This is a genomic window from Streptomyces sp. NPDC031111 (assembly GCF_055570675.1).
In genome coordinates this window covers 304,099-319,349 of record NZ_JBVIGS010000011.1, presented here as the reverse complement: position 1 = coordinate 319,349, position 15,251 = coordinate 304,099, and the positions used below count along the sequence as shown (strand labels likewise).

The 15,251-nt window shown below is 73.1% G+C and carries 14 protein-coding genes; 4 read left to right on the top strand and 10 right to left on the bottom strand.

From position 1 onward, the window contains the following. Positions 1-168: 168 nt before the first annotated feature. From ACZ470_RS24040 to ACZ470_RS24025, 4 genes are all read right to left on the bottom strand, one after another. Complete coding sequence (locus tag ACZ470_RS24040) at positions 169-792, bottom strand: GntR family transcriptional regulator (protein ID WP_468430229.1); 624 nt, start codon at positions 790-792, stop codon at positions 169-171. A gap of 216 nt (positions 793-1,008) precedes the next feature. Further along, a complete protein-coding gene (gene sucB, locus ACZ470_RS24035; RefSeq protein ID WP_468430227.1) occupies positions 1,009-2,805 on the bottom strand; it encodes a 2-oxoglutarate dehydrogenase, E2 component, dihydrolipoamide succinyltransferase in 1,797 nt (598 codons plus the stop codon). Between the two features lie 62 nt (positions 2,806-2,867). Next, entirely contained in the window at positions 2,868-4,256 is a 1,389-nt protein-coding gene (gene lpdA / locus ACZ470_RS24030; protein WP_468430225.1) for a dihydrolipoyl dehydrogenase, read from the bottom strand. A gap of 494 nt (positions 4,257-4,750) precedes the next feature. After that, entirely contained in the window at positions 4,751-6,286 is a 1,536-nt protein-coding gene (locus ACZ470_RS24025) for a leucyl aminopeptidase (protein WP_468430223.1), read from the bottom strand. Positions 6,287-6,596: 310 nt separating this feature from the next. On the opposite strand from ACZ470_RS24025, the gene ACZ470_RS24020 reads away from it, so the two are divergent. Beyond that, complete coding sequence (locus ACZ470_RS24020; protein ID WP_468430221.1) at positions 6,597-7,397, top strand: endo alpha-1,4 polygalactosaminidase; 801 nt, start codon at positions 6,597-6,599, stop codon at positions 7,395-7,397. Here ACZ470_RS24020 and ACZ470_RS24015 read toward each other — a convergent pair. Both ACZ470_RS24015 and ACZ470_RS24010 read right to left on the bottom strand, forming a co-directional pair. Beyond that, positions 7,357-7,962, bottom strand: a complete 606-nt coding sequence (locus ACZ470_RS24015; RefSeq protein WP_468430219.1) for an RDD family protein — start codon at positions 7,960-7,962, stop codon at positions 7,357-7,359. The two genes, ACZ470_RS24020 and ACZ470_RS24015, sit on opposite strands and share 41 nt — an antisense overlap. A gap of 83 nt (positions 7,963-8,045) precedes the next feature. After that, positions 8,046-8,846 carry an adenosylcobinamide-GDP ribazoletransferase gene (locus tag ACZ470_RS24010; RefSeq protein WP_468430217.1) on the bottom strand — a complete coding sequence of 267 codons (801 nt, stop codon included), beginning with the start codon at positions 8,844-8,846 and terminating at the stop codon, positions 8,046-8,048. Positions 8,847-8,906: 60 nt separating this feature from the next. Here ACZ470_RS24010 and ACZ470_RS24005 point away from each other — a divergent pair, with 60 nt between their 5' ends. Beyond that, complete coding sequence (locus tag ACZ470_RS24005; protein WP_468430215.1) at positions 8,907-9,662, top strand: hypothetical protein; 756 nt, start codon at positions 8,907-8,909, stop codon at positions 9,660-9,662. Between the two features lie 155 nt (positions 9,663-9,817). On the opposite strand, the gene cobT is transcribed toward ACZ470_RS24005, so the two are convergent. After that, positions 9,818-10,873, bottom strand: coding sequence for a nicotinate-nucleotide--dimethylbenzimidazole phosphoribosyltransferase (gene cobT / locus ACZ470_RS24000; protein ID WP_468430213.1), 1,056 nt, complete (start codon positions 10,871-10,873; stop codon positions 9,818-9,820). 195 nt (positions 10,874-11,068) lie between these two features. On the opposite strand from cobT, the gene ACZ470_RS23995 reads away from it, so the two are divergent. Beyond that, on the top strand, positions 11,069-12,142 hold the full coding sequence (locus ACZ470_RS23995; RefSeq protein ID WP_468430212.1) for a class I SAM-dependent methyltransferase: 1,074 nt from the start codon (positions 11,069-11,071) through the stop codon (positions 12,140-12,142). A 22-nt stretch (positions 12,143-12,164) separates the two neighbouring features. On the opposite strand, the gene ACZ470_RS23990 is transcribed toward ACZ470_RS23995, so the two are convergent. Further along, positions 12,165-13,364 carry a bifunctional adenosylcobinamide kinase/adenosylcobinamide-phosphate guanylyltransferase gene (locus ACZ470_RS23990; protein WP_468430210.1) on the bottom strand — a complete coding sequence of 400 codons (1,200 nt, stop codon included), beginning with the start codon at positions 13,362-13,364 and terminating at the stop codon, positions 12,165-12,167. An 85-nt stretch (positions 13,365-13,449) separates the two neighbouring features. Here ACZ470_RS23990 and ACZ470_RS23985 point away from each other — a divergent pair, with 85 nt between their 5' ends. Continuing rightward, entirely contained in the window at positions 13,450-13,662 is a 213-nt protein-coding gene (locus ACZ470_RS23985) for a hypothetical protein (protein WP_468430208.1), read from the top strand. Between the two features lie 156 nt (positions 13,663-13,818). Here the strand turns inward: ACZ470_RS23985 and ACZ470_RS23980 are convergent, their stop codons facing one another. Continuing rightward, a complete protein-coding gene (locus ACZ470_RS23980) occupies positions 13,819-14,487 on the bottom strand; it encodes a class I SAM-dependent methyltransferase (RefSeq protein ID WP_468430206.1) in 669 nt (222 codons plus the stop codon). A gap of 53 nt (positions 14,488-14,540) precedes the next feature. Beyond that, positions 14,541-15,185, bottom strand: a complete 645-nt coding sequence (locus tag ACZ470_RS23975) for a DUF3043 domain-containing protein (RefSeq protein WP_468430204.1) — start codon at positions 15,183-15,185, stop codon at positions 14,541-14,543. Between the last annotated feature and the right edge of the window lie 66 nt (positions 15,186-15,251).

Below are 15,251 nucleotides of genomic sequence, written 5' to 3'. Positions count from 1 at the left end.
TCTTTTTCAAAGGACCTCTTCCCTCTAGCCTCCGCATGTTGGGTGGGGGTGGTGATCTTCGCGCAGTTCCCCGCGCCCCTTCAGGGGCGCGGGGAACTGCGCGAAGAGGGTCTGGGGGCGAAGCCCCCAGGGACGGGACGGGGCGGCGGGGGCGAAAAAGACCCGTGACTACGCCCGAGGGGCGCAGCCCAGTACGTGTGCCTTGACCAGGTCCGCGATCCGCGGATCCCGCCTCCGGAACGCGGCGACCAACTCCTCGTGCTCCTCCGCGTACGACTGCTGCACCGTCCCCAGCCACCGTATCGACAGCGCGGTGAACACCTCGATCCCCAGCCCCTCCCAGGTGTGCAGCAGCACGGAGTTCCCCGCCGCCCGCACCAACTCCCGGTGGAACGCCACGGTGTGCCGTACCTGCCCCGTCCCGTCCGACAGCCGGTCCGCCTCGTACAGCGCGGCGACATGCGGCTCCAGCGCCGAGCAGTCCTCCGCCAGCCGCCCCGCGGCCAGCTCCGCCGCGATCGCCTCCAGCCCCGCCCGGACCGGATAGCTCTCCTCCAGGTCCGCCGCCGTCAGATTCCGCACCCGCACGCCCTTGTTCGGCGCCGACTCGATCAGCCGCAGCGACTCCAGCTCGCGCAGCGCCTCCCGCACGGGCGTCTGGCTGACCTCCAGCTCGGTCGCGATCCGCCGCTCCACGATCCGCTCGCCCGGCTGCCAGCGTCCGCTGATGATCCCTTCCAGGATGTGCTCGCGGATCTGTTCGCGCAGCGAGTGGACGACGGGCGCGGTCATGTGGGGCTCCTTAGACGGGGGCCCACCGGCCCCCTGAGGGCGTTTGACGCTTAGACAATACGGCCGTGGCCCGGCCCGGGAAGGGCGCACGGGGGTGCTTTCGCCCAGGTGAGACGAGACTTACACGTTCCATACGCCGGTGCCCCCGCCCGGAAGCCTCGAAAGCTTCCGGACGGGGGCACCGCAGGACCGTGCCGGCGATCGCGCCTCAGCGGATCACAGGCCGAGCTCGACCTCGAACTCGCCCGCCTCCAGGATCGCCTTGACCGCCGTCAGGTAACGGGCCGCGTCGGCGCCGTCCACCAGCCGGTGGTCGTAGGAGAGGGTCAGGTACGTCATGTCGCGGACACCGATGACCGTACCCTCCTCGGTCTCGATGACGGCCGGACGCTTGACCGTGGCACCGATGCCGAGGATCGCGACCTGGCCCGGGGGCACGATGATCGTGTCGAACAGCGCGCCACGCGAACCGGTGTTGGAGATGGTGAAGGTCGCGCCGGACAGCTCGTCCGGGGTGATCTTGTTGCCGCGGACCTTGCCCGCCAGCTCCGCCGTGGCCTTGGCGATACCGGCGAGGTTGAGGTCACCGGCATTCTTGATGACCGGGGTCATCAGGCCCTTCTCGGAGTCCACCGCGATACCGATGTTCTCGGTGTCGAAGTAGGTGATGGTCCCCTCGGCCTCGTTGATCTTGGCGTTGATGGGCGCGTGCGCCTTCAGCGCCTGGGCCGCGGCCTTGACGAAGAACGGCATCGGGGAGAGCTTGACGCCCTCACGGGCCGCGAACGCGTCCTTGGCACGGGCGCGCAGCTTCATCAGGCGGGTGACGTCGACCTCGACGACCGAGGACAGCTGGGCCTGCTCGTGCAGGGCCTTGACCATGTTGTCGCCGATGACCTTGCGGATCCGCGGCATCTTCACGGTCTGGCCGCGCAGCGGGGAGGCCTCGAGGACCGGGGCCTTCTTCGCGGCGGGCGCGGCCGGAGCGGCCGGAGCCGGGGCAGCGGCGGCGGCCTTCGCGGCCTCGGCCGCGGCGACGACGTCCTGCTTGCGGATACGGCCGCCGACGCCGGTGCCCTTGACGGTGGCCAGGTCGACGCCGTTCTCGGCGGCGAGCTTGCGCACCAGCGGGGTCACGTAGGCGCCCTCGTCCGTCGGCTGGGCGGCGGCCGGAACGGCCGGAGCGGCAGCCGGGGCCGGCGCGGGCGCCGGAGCCGGGGGAGCGGCGGGAGCCTGCGGGGCCGGGGCGGCCGGAGCCGGGGCGGGAGCGGCCGGAGCCGGCGCGGCGGGGGCCGGAGCGGCCTGCTGCGGAGCCGGGGCCGGGGCGGGCTCGGGCTGCGCCGGGGCCTCGGGGGCGGCCGGGGCGGGGGCGGCGGCCGGAGCGGCACCCGCCTCGCCGATGACGGCGAGCTTGGCGCCGACCTCGGCGGTCTCGTCCTCGCCGACCACGATCTCCAGCAGGGTGCCGGAGGCGGGGGCGGGGATCTCGGTGTCGACCTTGTCCGTCGACACCTCGAGCAGCGGCTCGTCGGCCTCGACGGTGTCACCGACCGACTTCAGCCAGCGGGTGACGGTGCCCTCGGTGACGGACTCGCCGAGCGCGGGCAGGACCACGTCCGTGCCCTCGGCGGAGCCGCCGCCGGCCGCGGCCTCGGCGGTGGGCGCCGGAGCCGGGGCGGCCTGCTCGGTGGACGGCTGCGCGGCCGGGGCCGGCGCGGGAGCCGGCGGGGCGGCCTGCTCGGCGGCCGGGGCCGGGGCGGCCGCGGGGGCGCCGGAGCCGTCGTCGATCAGTGCCAGCTCGGCGCCGACCTCGACCGTCTCGTCCTCGGCGACCTTGATGGAGGACAGCACGCCGGAGGCGGGAGCGGGGATCTCGGTGTCGACCTTGTCGGTGGAGACCTCGAGCAGCGGCTCGTCGGCCTCGACGCGCTCGCCCTCGGCCTTCAGCCAGCGGGTGACAGTGCCCTCGGTGACGCTCTCGCCGAGCGCCGGCAGGGTTACGGAAACCGCCATGGTTTCGGTTGCTCCTTTAAAAGTGCGGAAGTCTGTGTCGTCGCGCCCGATGCCCGAGAGCGTCAGTCGTGGGCGTGGAGGGGCTTGCCGGCCAGGGCCAGGTGGGCCTCGCCGAGCGCCTCGTTCTGCGTCGGGTGGGCGTGGATGAGCTGGGCCACCTCGGCCGGCAGCGCCTCCCAGTTGTAGATCAGCTGGGCCTCGCCGACCTGCTCGCCCATGCGGTCGCCGACCATGTGGACGCCGACCACCGCACCGTCCTTGACCTGGACGAGCTTGATCTCGCCCGCGGTCTTCAGGATCTTGCTCTTTCCGTTGCCCGCCAGGTTGTACTTCAGAGCGACGACCTTGTCCGCGCCGTAGATCTCCTTGGCCTTGGCCTCGGTGATGCCGACGGAGGCGACCTCCGGGTGGCAGTACGTCACCCGCGGGACACCGTCGTAGTCGACCGGAACGGTCTTCAGACCCGCCAGACGCTCCGCCACCAGGATGCCCTCGGCGAAGCCGACGTGCGCGAGCTGGAGCGTCGGCACCAGGTCACCGACGGCGGAGATGGTCGGGACGTTGGTGCGCATGTACTCGTCGACCAGGACGTAGCCGCGGTCCATGGCGACCCCGGCCTCCTCGTAGCCCAGGCCCTGGGAGACCGGGCCGCGGCCGACGGCGACGAGCAGCACCTCGGCCTCGAACTCCTTGCCGTCCGCCAGGGTGACCTTGACACCCTCCTGGGTGTACTCGGCCTTCTGGAAGAACGTGCCCAGGTTGAACTTGATGCCCCGCTTGCGGAACGCGCGCTCGAGCAGCTTCGAGCTGTTCTCGTCCTCGACCGGGACGAGGTGCTTCAGACCCTCGATGATGGTGATGTCGGAGCCGAAGGACTTCCACGCGGAGGCGAACTCGACGCCGATGACGCCGCCGCCGAGGACGATCGCGGACTTGGGCACGCGGTCCAGGACGAGGGCGTGGTCGGAGGAGATGATGCGGTTGCCGTCGATCTCCAGGCCCGGCAGCGACTTCGGCACCGAGCCGGTCGCCAGCAGGACGTGACGGCCCTGGACGCGCCGGCCGTTGACGTCGACGGAGGTGGGGGAGGACAGCCGGCCCTCACCCTCGATGTAGGTGACCTTGCGGGAGGCGATGAGCCCCTGAAGGCCCTTGTAGAGACCGGAGACGACCTCGTCCTTGTACTTGTGGACGGCCGGTACGTCGATGCCCTCGAAGGTGGCCTTCACACCGAACTGCTCGCTCTCGCGGGCCTGGTCGGCGATCTCACCCGCGTGCAGCAGGGCCTTGGTGGGGATGCATCCTCGGTGCAGGCAGGTACCGCCGACCTTGTCCTTCTCGATCAGGGCGACGTCCAGGCCCAGCTGCGCCCCGCGCAGGGCCGCGGCGTAACCACCGCTGCCACCGCCGAGGATCACTAGGTCGAAAACGGTGCTGGCGTCGTTCGCCACGTCACGTCCTCCATGCATGTGCGCCACGCCGGTCTCCAGTGACCGGTCGGCGGCTGGTGTCCGGCCGCTCTATGTTCTCGGCCCTTAGGTGGGGCCCTGTCCTGCCGAGCCCCATCTTCGCACTTGTAGGACCCGAACGAGACGCCGGGCTGCGGTGTGACACACCCCACGCTCCCAAAGGGGCGCCGCCCCTGTGACCCCGGACGTGCGGGTGAGCGGGGCTTGCCCGCGCAGTTCCCCGCGCCCCTGAGGCGCGCGACCAGCCCGGGGCTCCTATGCGGAGGGGCGCGGGGCTGTGCCGATCTGCGGTTCCGCCGCGCGGGCGCGACCAGCCCGCGGTTCCTGCGCGGCGGGGGCCGGCCGCAGCCAACGCAAAGGGGCGCGGGGCTGTGCCGATCTGCGGCTCCGCCGCGCGGGCGCGACCGGCCACATCGGACCCGCGGTCGCGCGATTCCCCGCACCCCCGAGCCATTGGGCGCCTCCGAAAGGCACCGTCAGGCGAGATCCCCCGAAGCCGCCAGCTCGGCAACCCGCACCAGCGTGCGCACGGCGGACCCCGTCCCACCCTTCGGGGTGTACCCGAACGGCCCGCCCTCGTTGAACGCCGGCCCGGCGATGTCGAGGTGCGCCCAGGTGATCCCCTCGCCCACGAACTCGCGCAGGAACAGACCGGCGACCAGCCCGCCGCCCATCCGCTCACCCATGTTGGCGATGTCGGCGGTCGCCGAGTCCATGCCCTTGCGCAGGTGCTCCGGCAGCGGCATCGGCCACGCCGGCTCGCCGACCTCCTCCGCCGCCTCGTGCACCGCGGAGCGGAACGCGTCGTCGTTCGCCATGATCCCGAACGTACGGCTGCCCAGCGCCAGCATCATCGCGCCGGTCAGCGTCGCGACGTCCACGATCGCGTCCGGCTTCTCCGCGGAGGCCGCCCACAGCGCGTCCGCGAGGACCAGCCGGCCCTCGGCGTCCGTGTTGAGCACCTCCACGGTCTTGCCGCTGTACATGCGCAGCACGTCACCCGGGCGCGTCGCGGAGCCGGACGGCATGTTCTCGGCCAGCGCCAGCCAGCCGGTGACGTTGACCTCCAGACCCAGCCGCGCGGCGGCGACGACCGCGGCGAACACGGCGGCGGCACCGCTCATGTCGCACTTCATCGTCTCGTTGTGCCCGGCCGGCTTCAGCGAGATGCCGCCCGAGTCGTAGGTGATGCCCTTGCCGACCAGCGCGAGGTGCTTCTTCGCCTTCGACGAGGTGTACGACAGCTTCACCAGACGCGGGCCCGACGCCGACCCGGCGCCGACGCCGAGGATGCCGCCGTAGCCACCCTTGGCCAGGGCCTTCTCGTCGAGCACCTGCACCTTGATGCCGTGCTCCTTGGCCGCCGCCTGGGCGACGGCCGCGAACGCCTCGGGATTGAGGTCGTTCGGCGGGGTGTTGACGAGGTCGCGGGCGCGGTTGAGCTCCTCGGCGACGGCGGTGGCGCGCTCGACCGCGGCCTTGTACGCCTTGTCGCGGGGCTTGCCGCCGAGCAGCGCGGCCTCGGCGAGCGGCGCCTTGCCGTTCTTCTTGTCGTCCTTGCCGTTGTCCTTGTACGCGTCGAAGGAGTACGCGCCGAGCAGCACGCCCTCGGCGACCGCGCCGGCGTCGGCGGCGTCCGTCAGGGGCAGCGCGAACGCGGCCTTCTTGGAGCCGGCGAGGGCGCGGGCGGCGACACCGGCGGCCTTGCGCAGCGCCTCGGTGGCGTAGCCGGCGTCCTTCTCGGGCTGGGCGCCGAGGCCCACCGCCACCACGAGCGGCGCCTTGAAGCCGGCCGGCGCGGGGAGCTTCGTCACCTCGCCCTCGGCACCGGACGCGCCGAGCGTCTCCAGGACACCGGCCAGCTTGCCGTCGTACGCCTGGTCCACGGCCTCGGCGCCCGGTGCGACGACCGGCGCCCCCGGCTTGGACGCGGAGCCCTTGGCGACACCGATCACGATCGCGTCGGCCCGCAGGCCCGGGACCGCGGCGGTGCTGAGAGTGAGAGCAGTCACGGTGGTGAAATCTCGCTTCCGATGTGAAGTTGCTGTGGCCGAAGGGTGTGGGTCGACCGGCCCCGGCAGCCGACCCTAGTTGCGGCATAACGGGCCGGTCCCGTCGGGGTCATCCCCGGGCGGCGAACACTGCGCACGAGCCTACGCGCGTGTGAGCGTTCGCTCACTCCCGCGGGAGTTCACTCCGTGGTGGGGCCGCGGCCGTCCTCCGGCCCCGCCGTGTGACCCCGGAACGGCGACGATCATGCTTGAGGTTCCTGTGTGCCCCCGCGGTGCCGACCACACCGCCGCCTGTTCTGGAGACCGCCCGGTGCGACGACCGTCCCTCCTTGTCATGCTGCTCGCCCTGCTCCTCGCGGCCTGCACGACCGCCCCAGGACCCGACGCGGACGACGCCGGGGGCCCGGCCGGCGACCGCTGGCGGCCCCGGCCCGGCACCGACTGGCAGTGGCAGCTCAGCGGGCGGCTCGACACCTCCGTCGACGTCCCCGTCTACGACATCGACGGCTTCGACCACTCGAAGGAGACGGTCGCGACGCTGCACCGCGACGGCCGCAAGGTCATCTGCTACCTGTCCACCGGCGCCTGGGAGGACTTCCGCCCGGACGCGGACGACTTCCCGAAGTCGGTGATCGGCCGCGGCAACGGCTGGGAGGGCGAGCGCTGGCTCGACATCCGCCGGACCGACGTCCTGGAGCCGCTCATGGCGGAACGCCTCGACATGTGCCGGGACAAGGGCTTCGACGCGGTGGAGCCGGACAACATGGACGGCTACCGCAACCGCACCGGCTTCCCGCTCACCGCCGGCGACCAGCTCCGCTACAACCGGCTGATCGCCCGGCTCGCCCACGAGCGGGGCATGGCCGTCGGCCTGAAGAACGACCTCGACCAGATCCCGGAGCTGGTCGACGACTTCGACTTCGCGGTCAACGAACAGTGCGCCCAGTACGGGGAGTGCGCGGAGTTGACGCCGTTCGTCGAGGCGGGCAAGGCCGTCTTCCACGTGGAGTACGAGCTGCCCACCGACCGCTTCTGCGCCGACTCCCGCAGGCTGGAGCTGAGTTCCCTGCTCAAAAAGTACGAACTGGACGCATGGCGTCGGGCCTGCTGAGGCCCAGACCGGTCACCTCGGTCCCCGCCGCCCGGTCGGCGAGGGAACGCCTGCCGGGGCCCAGCACGGGCAGCGCGTTGAACAGGAAGAGGGCCACCGCGACCGCCCACACCAGCACGGACAGCGCGAACTGCCCCTCGATCAGCAGCACGCAGGCCACGGCGTACACGGCGACGTCCGCCGCCGTGGTGACCGCCGCCCGGCGCGCCGCCGCGCCGGGGCCGCGCGGTGTGATCCGCAGCCCGGTCAGCCCCTTGCCGATCGTCCGTCCGAGCAGGGCCAGGCACACCCACTGGTAGAGGAACGTGGCGACCACCAGCAGACCGAAGGCCTGTTCGACGTAGAGCACCGACTTGTTCCACAGCGACAGACCGAGGTCCTCGGAGGCGTCGATCACGTCACCGCGTGACGTCAGCAGGTCGAAGCCGCTGCGGGTGGCGAGTTCGGGGACGTCGGTGACCAGGGTCGATATCCGGTTGAAGGTGAGCACCGCGAGCGCCGAGGCCAGCGCCACCACCAGCGCGAAGTCGATGAACCATGCCACGGCACGACGGAATGTCGGCATCAACGTCCCCCGTTGTCTTGTCTGTTCGGCGGATCAGGCTAGCGGCGGGGGCCGTGGGGCCACAGGGGGACGAGAAGATCGTTTCAGCCCAGTGACATGACGACGAGCGCGGTCGTCGCCGCCGTCTCCGCGAGCCCGCCGAACACATCGCCGGTGACCCCGCCGAAACGGCGGACACAGTGCCGCAGCAGCAGTTCGGCGACGGCGACGGCCGACACCACCGCCAGCACGACGCGGACGACGTCGTACGCCCCCAGGGACGCGGCCCCGGCCGCGGCGAGCCCGGTGACCGCGACCGCCGCGAGCGCCGCGCCCGACGCCGGTACCACCCCGGCGACCGCCGCGCCCAGCCCCTCCGGGCGGGCGGCCGGCACACCGGCGCGGGCCGCCAGGGTGAGCGCCAGCCGCGCCACGACCGCCGCGACGACGGCGGCGAGCACGCCCCGCCCCCAGGAACCGTCGTACGCCTGTGCAAGCGCGGCCACCTGGGCCAGCAGCACCAGGACGAGCGTGAGTACCCCGAACGGCCCGATGTCCGACTGCTTCATGATCCGCAGGGCGTCCTCGGCGGGCTTGGCGCTGCCGAGCCCGTCCGCGGTGTCGGCGAGCCCGTCGAGATGCAGTCCCCGGGTCAGGACGGCCGGTACGGCGACCGTGGCGACAGCGGCGAGCGGCGCGCCCGCGCCGAGGAGCAGGAGGAGGAGTCCCGTGGTGGCGGCCAGGGCGCCGACCACCAGTCCGGCGACCGGGGCGCCCAGCATGCCGGCGCGTGCGGCCGGCCGGTCCCAGCGGGTGACCCGGACCGGGAGCACGGTGAGGGTGCCGAAGGCGAAGCGGAGGCCGTCGGTGGGGGACGCGGGTGGCTCGGGGGAGGGTGCGGGCACCGGCGCAGATTACCCGGCGGTCACCAGGGCGTTCGCGGCCGCCGTGGATAAAGTGCCCATATGGGACATTGGCTGGATCGGAACATCATCGAGCCGGGCAAGCTCCCGCTGCTCCTCGCGCTCACCGCCTTCGTCCTCACCTTCGTGGTCACCCGGGTCATCACCCGTCTGATCCGGGCCGGGAAGGGGCCCTTCGGCAACGTCACGGCGGGTGAACTGCACATCCACCACGTCGTGCCCGGTGTCATCCTCACGGTCGTCGGCGGCTTCGGCTCGGTGGCGAGCGGCGGGGAGGGGCTGGGCTCGGCCTTCGGCGCGGTGCTCTTCGGGGTGGGCGCGGGGCTGGTCCTGGACGAGTTCGCGCTCATCCTGCACCTCGACGACGTGTACTGGACCGAGGCCGGCCGCAAGAGCGTCGAGGCGGTCGTCCTCACCGCCGCGCTGGTCGGACTGCTGCTCGCCGGGTTCGTGCCGTTCGGCGTCAACGACCTCTCCCAGGACGAGCTCCAGAACCGCGCCGGTGCCGCCGCGAGCATCGGCGTGAACTTCCTCTTCGCGCTGATCGCCCTGAGCAAGGGCAAGGCGGGACTCGCCGTCTTCGGCGTGATCATCCCCGTGGTCGCCCTGATCGGCGCGCTGCGGCTGGCGCGCCCGGGGTCCCCGTGGGCCAGACGCTTCTACCGCCGCCGCCCACGGGCTCGAGCTCGCTCGATCCTGCGCGCCTACCGCCACGAACGCCGCTGGTCCGGCCCCCGCCGAGCCGTCGAAGACTGGCTGGGCGGCAAACCGGACCCGACCCCCTTGGACCGAGGCTGAGCCCGTCCCCGGGGGCTGCGCCCCCGAAGGGGCGCGGGGAACTGCGCGAGAACCACCCACCCACCCGCACGTCCGGGGTCAAAGGGGCAGCGCCCCTTGAGGACGGGACGGGAAGGGGCGGCGGGGGCGAGAAAAAGTCACGCACCCCCGGAGGGTCACGGCTTCGCCGGAGCCTCCGGCAACTCCGCCGCCAGCGCCGCCGCCGCCTGAACCAACGGCAACGCCAACAACCCACCCGCACCCTCACCCACAGTGACCCCGTGCGCCAGCACAGGCTCCAGCGCCATCCGGTCCAACGCCTTCGCCTGCCCCGGCTCCCCACTGTCGTGCGCCGCCAGCCACCAGTCCGGCGCCCGGAACGCCACCCGCTGCGCCACCAGCGCACACGCCGCCGTCACCACACCGTCCAGCACGACCGGCAGCTTCCGCACCGCGGCCTGGAGCAGAAAGCCCGTCATCGCGGTGAGGTCCGCCCCGCCGACCGTCGCCAGCAGCCGCAGCTGATCGCCCAGCACCGGCCGCGCCCGCCGCAGCGCGTCACGGATCGCCGCGCACTTGCGCATCCACGCCAGGTCGTCGATCGCCAGCCCCCCGCGCCCGGTCACCACCGACGCGTCCGTCCCGCACAGCGCGGCCACCAGCACGCCCGCCGCCGTGGTCCCGCCCACGCTCACATCGCCGAGCACCACCAGATCCGTACCGGAGTCGGCCTCCTCGTCGGCCACGGCCATCCCCGCCAGGAACGCCGCCTCCGCCTCCTCCGGGCTCAGTGCGTCCTCGATGTCGATGCGCCCGCTGCCCCGTCGCACCCGGTGCCGTACGACGTCCTCGGGCAGTGACTCCGGATCGCAGTCCAGGGACATGTCGACCACCCGGACCGGCACCCCCTGCCGGCGGGCGAGCACGGACACCGGACGGCCGCCCTCCAGCACCTCCCGCACCAGCTCCACCGCGCTGCCCGCCTCCCGCGCGGAGACACCGAGGGCGGCGACGCCGTGGTCCCCGGCGAACAGCACGACCCGCGGCCGTTCGATCGGCCGCACCGGCACCGCGGACTGCGCCGCCGCCAGCCACTCACCCAGGTCGTCCAGGCGGCCCAGCGATCCGGGCGGCACGGTCAGGCGCTCCCGGCGCGCCTCCGCGTCACGGCGCACCCCGCCGTCCGGACGCTCGATCAGATCGGTGAAGTCGTCGAGATTAAGCGAGCTCATTCGCCGAACAGTACCGGCCCCGATCGAACACGACGGCCCACCGGTCGGCACCACGCCACCCCGGCGCCGGTCCACCCCGGAGCGCCCTCCCATCCGTAACGTTTTGCAGTGGATTGCCGGACATCCCTCCGTCCGTCCCACCCGTCCTGTACGTCGCGTCCCCCGTGCCGTACGCCCTCACGCCGGGAGCCGCCCATGCCCGCCACCGATCCAGCCAGTGCGATCCCCGCCCCCCACGGCTCCGCCCGGGTGCACGAGCCGCGCCGCGAGGACTGCCCCTGGTGCGGCTCCCCGCGGCTGCGCAACCGGCTGAGAACCGGGGACCTGCGCCGGCACCGGCCGGGCCTGTTCACCGTCGACGAGTGCCGGGACTGCGGCCACACCTTCCAGAACCCCCGCCTCACCGCCGAGGGCCTCGCCTTCTACCGCCGGGCCGTGCGCGGCGCCCCCCGGGACCCCGCCACCGAACGCGTCCTGGCCCTGCACGCCGCCCGGCACCGCCGCCGGGGCGCGGCCCGCGCGATGCTCCCCTTCGGCGAACCGGAGAGCTGGCTGGACGTCGGCACCGGACTCGGCCGCTTCCCGCTGACCGCGCGGGAGTTCTTCCCGTACACCGCCTTCGACGGCACCGACCTCACCGCGCGCGTCGAACGGGCCCGCACGCTCGGCCGGATCGAGGAGGCCCACATCGGTCCGCTGACCGACCCGCGGGTGATGGCCGGGCTGGCCGGCCGCTACGACGTCGTCAGCCTCCTGCACCACCTGGAGCAGACCACCGACCCCCGCGCGGAACTCCACGCCGCCCTGGAGGCCCTGCGTCCCGGGGGCCATCTGCTCGTCGAGACCCTCGACCCGCGCTGCGCGTTCGCCGCCCTGCTCGGCCGCTGGTGGCTGCCCTATGACCAGCCCCGCCGGCTGCACCTGCTGCCCCAGCGCAACCTCCGCGCGGAGATCGAGGGACACGGCTGCGTGATCGTGACCGCCGGGCGCCGCGCCGCGCACGTCCCGCACGACCTGGCCGGGCTGACCGCCCTGGCGCTCTCCCACGCGCTGCCCGCCCCGGACTCCCCCTGGCGGGCCGTCCCGCCGACCCTGTTCCAGCAGCACGTGCGCGCGGTGCTGCTCCGCGCGGGCACCCCGCTGGTCGTCGCGGCGGCGGTGACGGACCTCGCCCTCGCGCCCCTGCTGCGGCACACCCCGTTCGCCAACGCGTACCGCGTCATCGCGCGCAAGCCGCACACGAAGCCGAGGCGCCGACCGGGACCCTGACGCCCTGACCTGGCCCCCCGGGTCACCCCCGCAGGACGACCGCCTGCCCCGCCACCACCAGCAGCACCTGCTCGCACTCCTGCGCGAACGCCGCGTTTAGCCGCCCCAGTTCGTCCCGGTAGCGGCGGCCGGAGGCGGTGGCGGGCACGATGCCCGAACCGACCTCGTTGGACACGGCGACCAGCGTCCGCCGGGTCTCGCGCACCGAGTCCGTCAACTCCCGCACCCGGTCCCACAGCGCCCGCTCCCCGCCGTCCGCCCACTCCGCGTCGTCCCACGCCCCGACGGCGTCCATCGCGTCGGTCAGCCACAGCGACAGACAGTCGATCAGCAGCGGCGGCCCGTCGTCCTTCAGCAGCGGCACCAGATCGCAGGTCTCGACGGTCCGCCACGACCCGGGCCGCCGCTCCTGGTGCGCCGACACCCGCGCCGCCCACTCGGTGTCCCCGTTGCGCGACCCGCCCGTCGCCACGTACAGCACCTCCGGGAACGACTCCAGCCGCCGCTCCGCCTCCACCGACTTGCCCGAACGCGCCCCGCCCAGCACCAGCGTCCGCCGCGGTACGTCGGGCACGTCCTCGTAGGCACCCACCTCCAGCGTGGTCCCGTCCGGCACGGCACGCGCCCCGGCCGCCGCGAGCCGGCGCCGCGACTCCGCGCCCGGCGGCACGTCGTGGCCGAGATGGACGGCGACGACATCCGTGGTCGGGCCCACCGCGCCCACCTCCCGCAGCCGCGCCAGCGCGTCCGGCCGTCCCACGACGTCGAGCAGCACCATGGCGTACGGCTCGGCCGGCTCCTCCCGCCCGGCCGGCGCCCCGCCCGGCGGCAGATACAGCAGCCGCTGCCCGTCCGGGCCGGTCACCGCGTATCCGGTGCCTGGCGCGTCCAGCGCCACCGCCCGCACCCGATGCCCCGTCAGCAGCGCCAACTCCCGTCCGTCCGGCACCCGTCCCGGCTGCGGCAGCCCGGCCGGCACCTCGACCGCGGGGCCGTCGTGCGGGTGCGACAGCAGCACCTGGCGCACACCGCCCAGCGAACGGCCCGCGCGGGCGGCCGCGAACGCCGCGCCCGGTGTGAGGTCGAGCAGCAGCGCCCCGTCCACGAGCAGCGAGGTGGCCGCCCGCGCGTCCGCGCCGAGCGCGGACGCGCACGCGGCGCAGGGACAGTCGGGGCGGGGCATGCCCGCCGGGGCACCGGTGCCGAGCAGAGTCAGTTCCACGCCCCCGATTTTCACCCTTCCCCACGGCGACTGCCCGTCCGACTAGGCTTTGGGTTCGGTGTGATCACACTCTTGGGAGGCGTACATGGCGGCATGGACGTGGCGGTTCGAGAAGGCCGACGGGACGCAGGTCGAGCCCGCGGTGCCGCCGGAGGAGTTCCCCACGCAGGGGGACGCCGAGTCCTGGATCGGGGAGAACTGGAAGGCCCTCGCGGAGGGCGGCGCCGACCAGGTACGACTGCTGGAGGACACCACGGAGATCTACGGCCCGATGAGCCTCCACGCGGAAGAGTCCTGAGCCCCCAGACCCCCTTCGCGCAGTTCCCCGCGCCCCTGAAGGGGCGCGGGGAACTGCGCGAGAACCACCCACCCACCCGCACGTCCGGGGTCAAAGGGGCAGCGCCCCTTGAGGACGGGACGGGAAGGGGCGGCGGGGGCGAGAAAAAAGGGCGACTCAGCCCCGGACGCCGCACAGGTGCAGCAGAGCTGCCACCCCCCGGTACGGATCCGTACGCCCCGCCCGCTCCTCCACCGCCAGCAACGCGGACACATCATCCGGAACAGGCACGTCATCCGCCACCGTGTCCGTGAAGACCCGCACCCCGTACCACGTGTGCAGCGGCGCCCCAATGCCCGCAAGCGTCGCCGTCAGATTCCTCAGCCGATACGCCCCCGAGTCGAACCCCGCCAACGCCCCCGCCCAGTCCCCGGACAACCCCGCCCGCATCGCCGACGCGTCACCGTTGCGCACCAGCACGGACAGCAGCCCGCCGGGCGCCAGCACCCGGGCCAGCCCCGCCAGCAGCGCGTCCGGCTCCTCGACATCCATGAGCACGCCATGACAGAGCACCACGTCGAAACTGCCCGGCAGGAAGTGCACACCCGTGTCCCGGCCGTCGCCCACGACGATCCGCATCCGCTCCCGGATGCCCTCCGGTTCCCCGGCGAGGGCCTCCCGCGCGGCGGCGATCAGCGCCGCGTCCTGTTCCACACCGGTCACCTGGTGGCCGGACCGGGCCAGCCAGAGCGCCTGCGCGCCCCGGCCCATGCCCACGTCGAGCACCCGCAGCCGTCGCCCGACCGCGAACCGCCCCGCTATCTGTTCCTCCAGCTGGCGGGCCACCAGCTCCTGCCTGACGACGTCACGCAGACCGCCGAGCCCGCTGAGCGTGGCGCTCAGGGCCGCTCCCCGCGCTTGACCTGGGGCTTGGGCAGCCGCAGCCGGCGCATCTGGAGCGAGCGCATCAGCGCGTAGGCCACCGCGCCACGACGGCTCTCGTCGGGGAAGCGCTCGGCCAGCCGCTTCTTCAGCCGGAACCCGGTGACGATCGAGTCGAGCACGATCATCACGATCACCACGAGCCACAGCAGCAGCGCGGCGTTCTGGAGCTGCGGCACCTGGACCATGCTCAGCACCAGGATGACCACGGCCATCGGCAGGAAGTACTCCGCGATGTTGAACCGCGAGTCCACGAAGTCGCGCGCGAACCGGCGCACCGGCCCCTTGTCGCGGGCGGGCAGATAACGCTCGTCGCCGCTGGCCAGCGCCTGGCGCTGACGCTCCATCGCGGCACGGCGCTCCTCGCGCTGGCGCTTGGCGGCCTCCTTGCGCGTCATCGACGTGTTGGCGACGCTGCGGCGCTGCGACTGGGCCACGCTCCGCTTGGGCGTGGGGCGGCCCTTCGGGGCCTCCGGGTGACGGGTCTGATTGGAGTCGGTCACCGGCGCCTTGTCGGCGGCGGATGCCTTCTCTTCCTTGGCACGGCTACGGAACACAAAACCCAAGGGTACGGGGTGCCCGGGGTTGGACCCCAGCCCCATGGGGAACGATCCGGCAACACCACACGTCTCCAAAAGGACAGAGGGGGACGTTGTGCGGCTCTCGGG

Bases quoted from the DNA above. Each gene is read 5' to 3' on its own strand.
- ACZ470_RS23985 (WP_468430208.1), top strand. From the start codon at position 13,450: ATGGCGGCATGGACGTGGCGGTTCGAGAAGGCCGACGGGACGCAGGTC.
- sucB (WP_468430227.1), bottom strand. From the start codon at position 2,805: ATGGCGGTTTCCGTAACCCTGCCGGCGCTCGGCGAGAGCGTCACCGAG.
- cobT (WP_468430213.1), bottom strand. From the start codon at position 10,873: ATGAGCTCGCTTAATCTCGACGACTTCACCGATCTGATCGAGCGTCCG.
- ACZ470_RS23975 (WP_468430204.1), bottom strand. From the start codon at position 15,185: ATGGGGCTGGGGTCCAACCCCGGGCACCCCGTACCCTTGGGTTTTGTG.
- ACZ470_RS24040 (WP_468430229.1), bottom strand. From the start codon at position 792: ATGACCGCGCCCGTCGTCCACTCGCTGCGCGAACAGATCCGCGAGCAC.
- ACZ470_RS24015 (WP_468430219.1), bottom strand. From the start codon at position 7,962: ATGCCGACATTCCGTCGTGCCGTGGCATGGTTCATCGACTTCGCGCTG.
- ACZ470_RS24005 (WP_468430215.1), top strand. From the start codon at position 8,907: ATGGGACATTGGCTGGATCGGAACATCATCGAGCCGGGCAAGCTCCCG.
- ACZ470_RS23995 (WP_468430212.1), top strand. From the start codon at position 11,069: ATGCCCGCCACCGATCCAGCCAGTGCGATCCCCGCCCCCCACGGCTCC.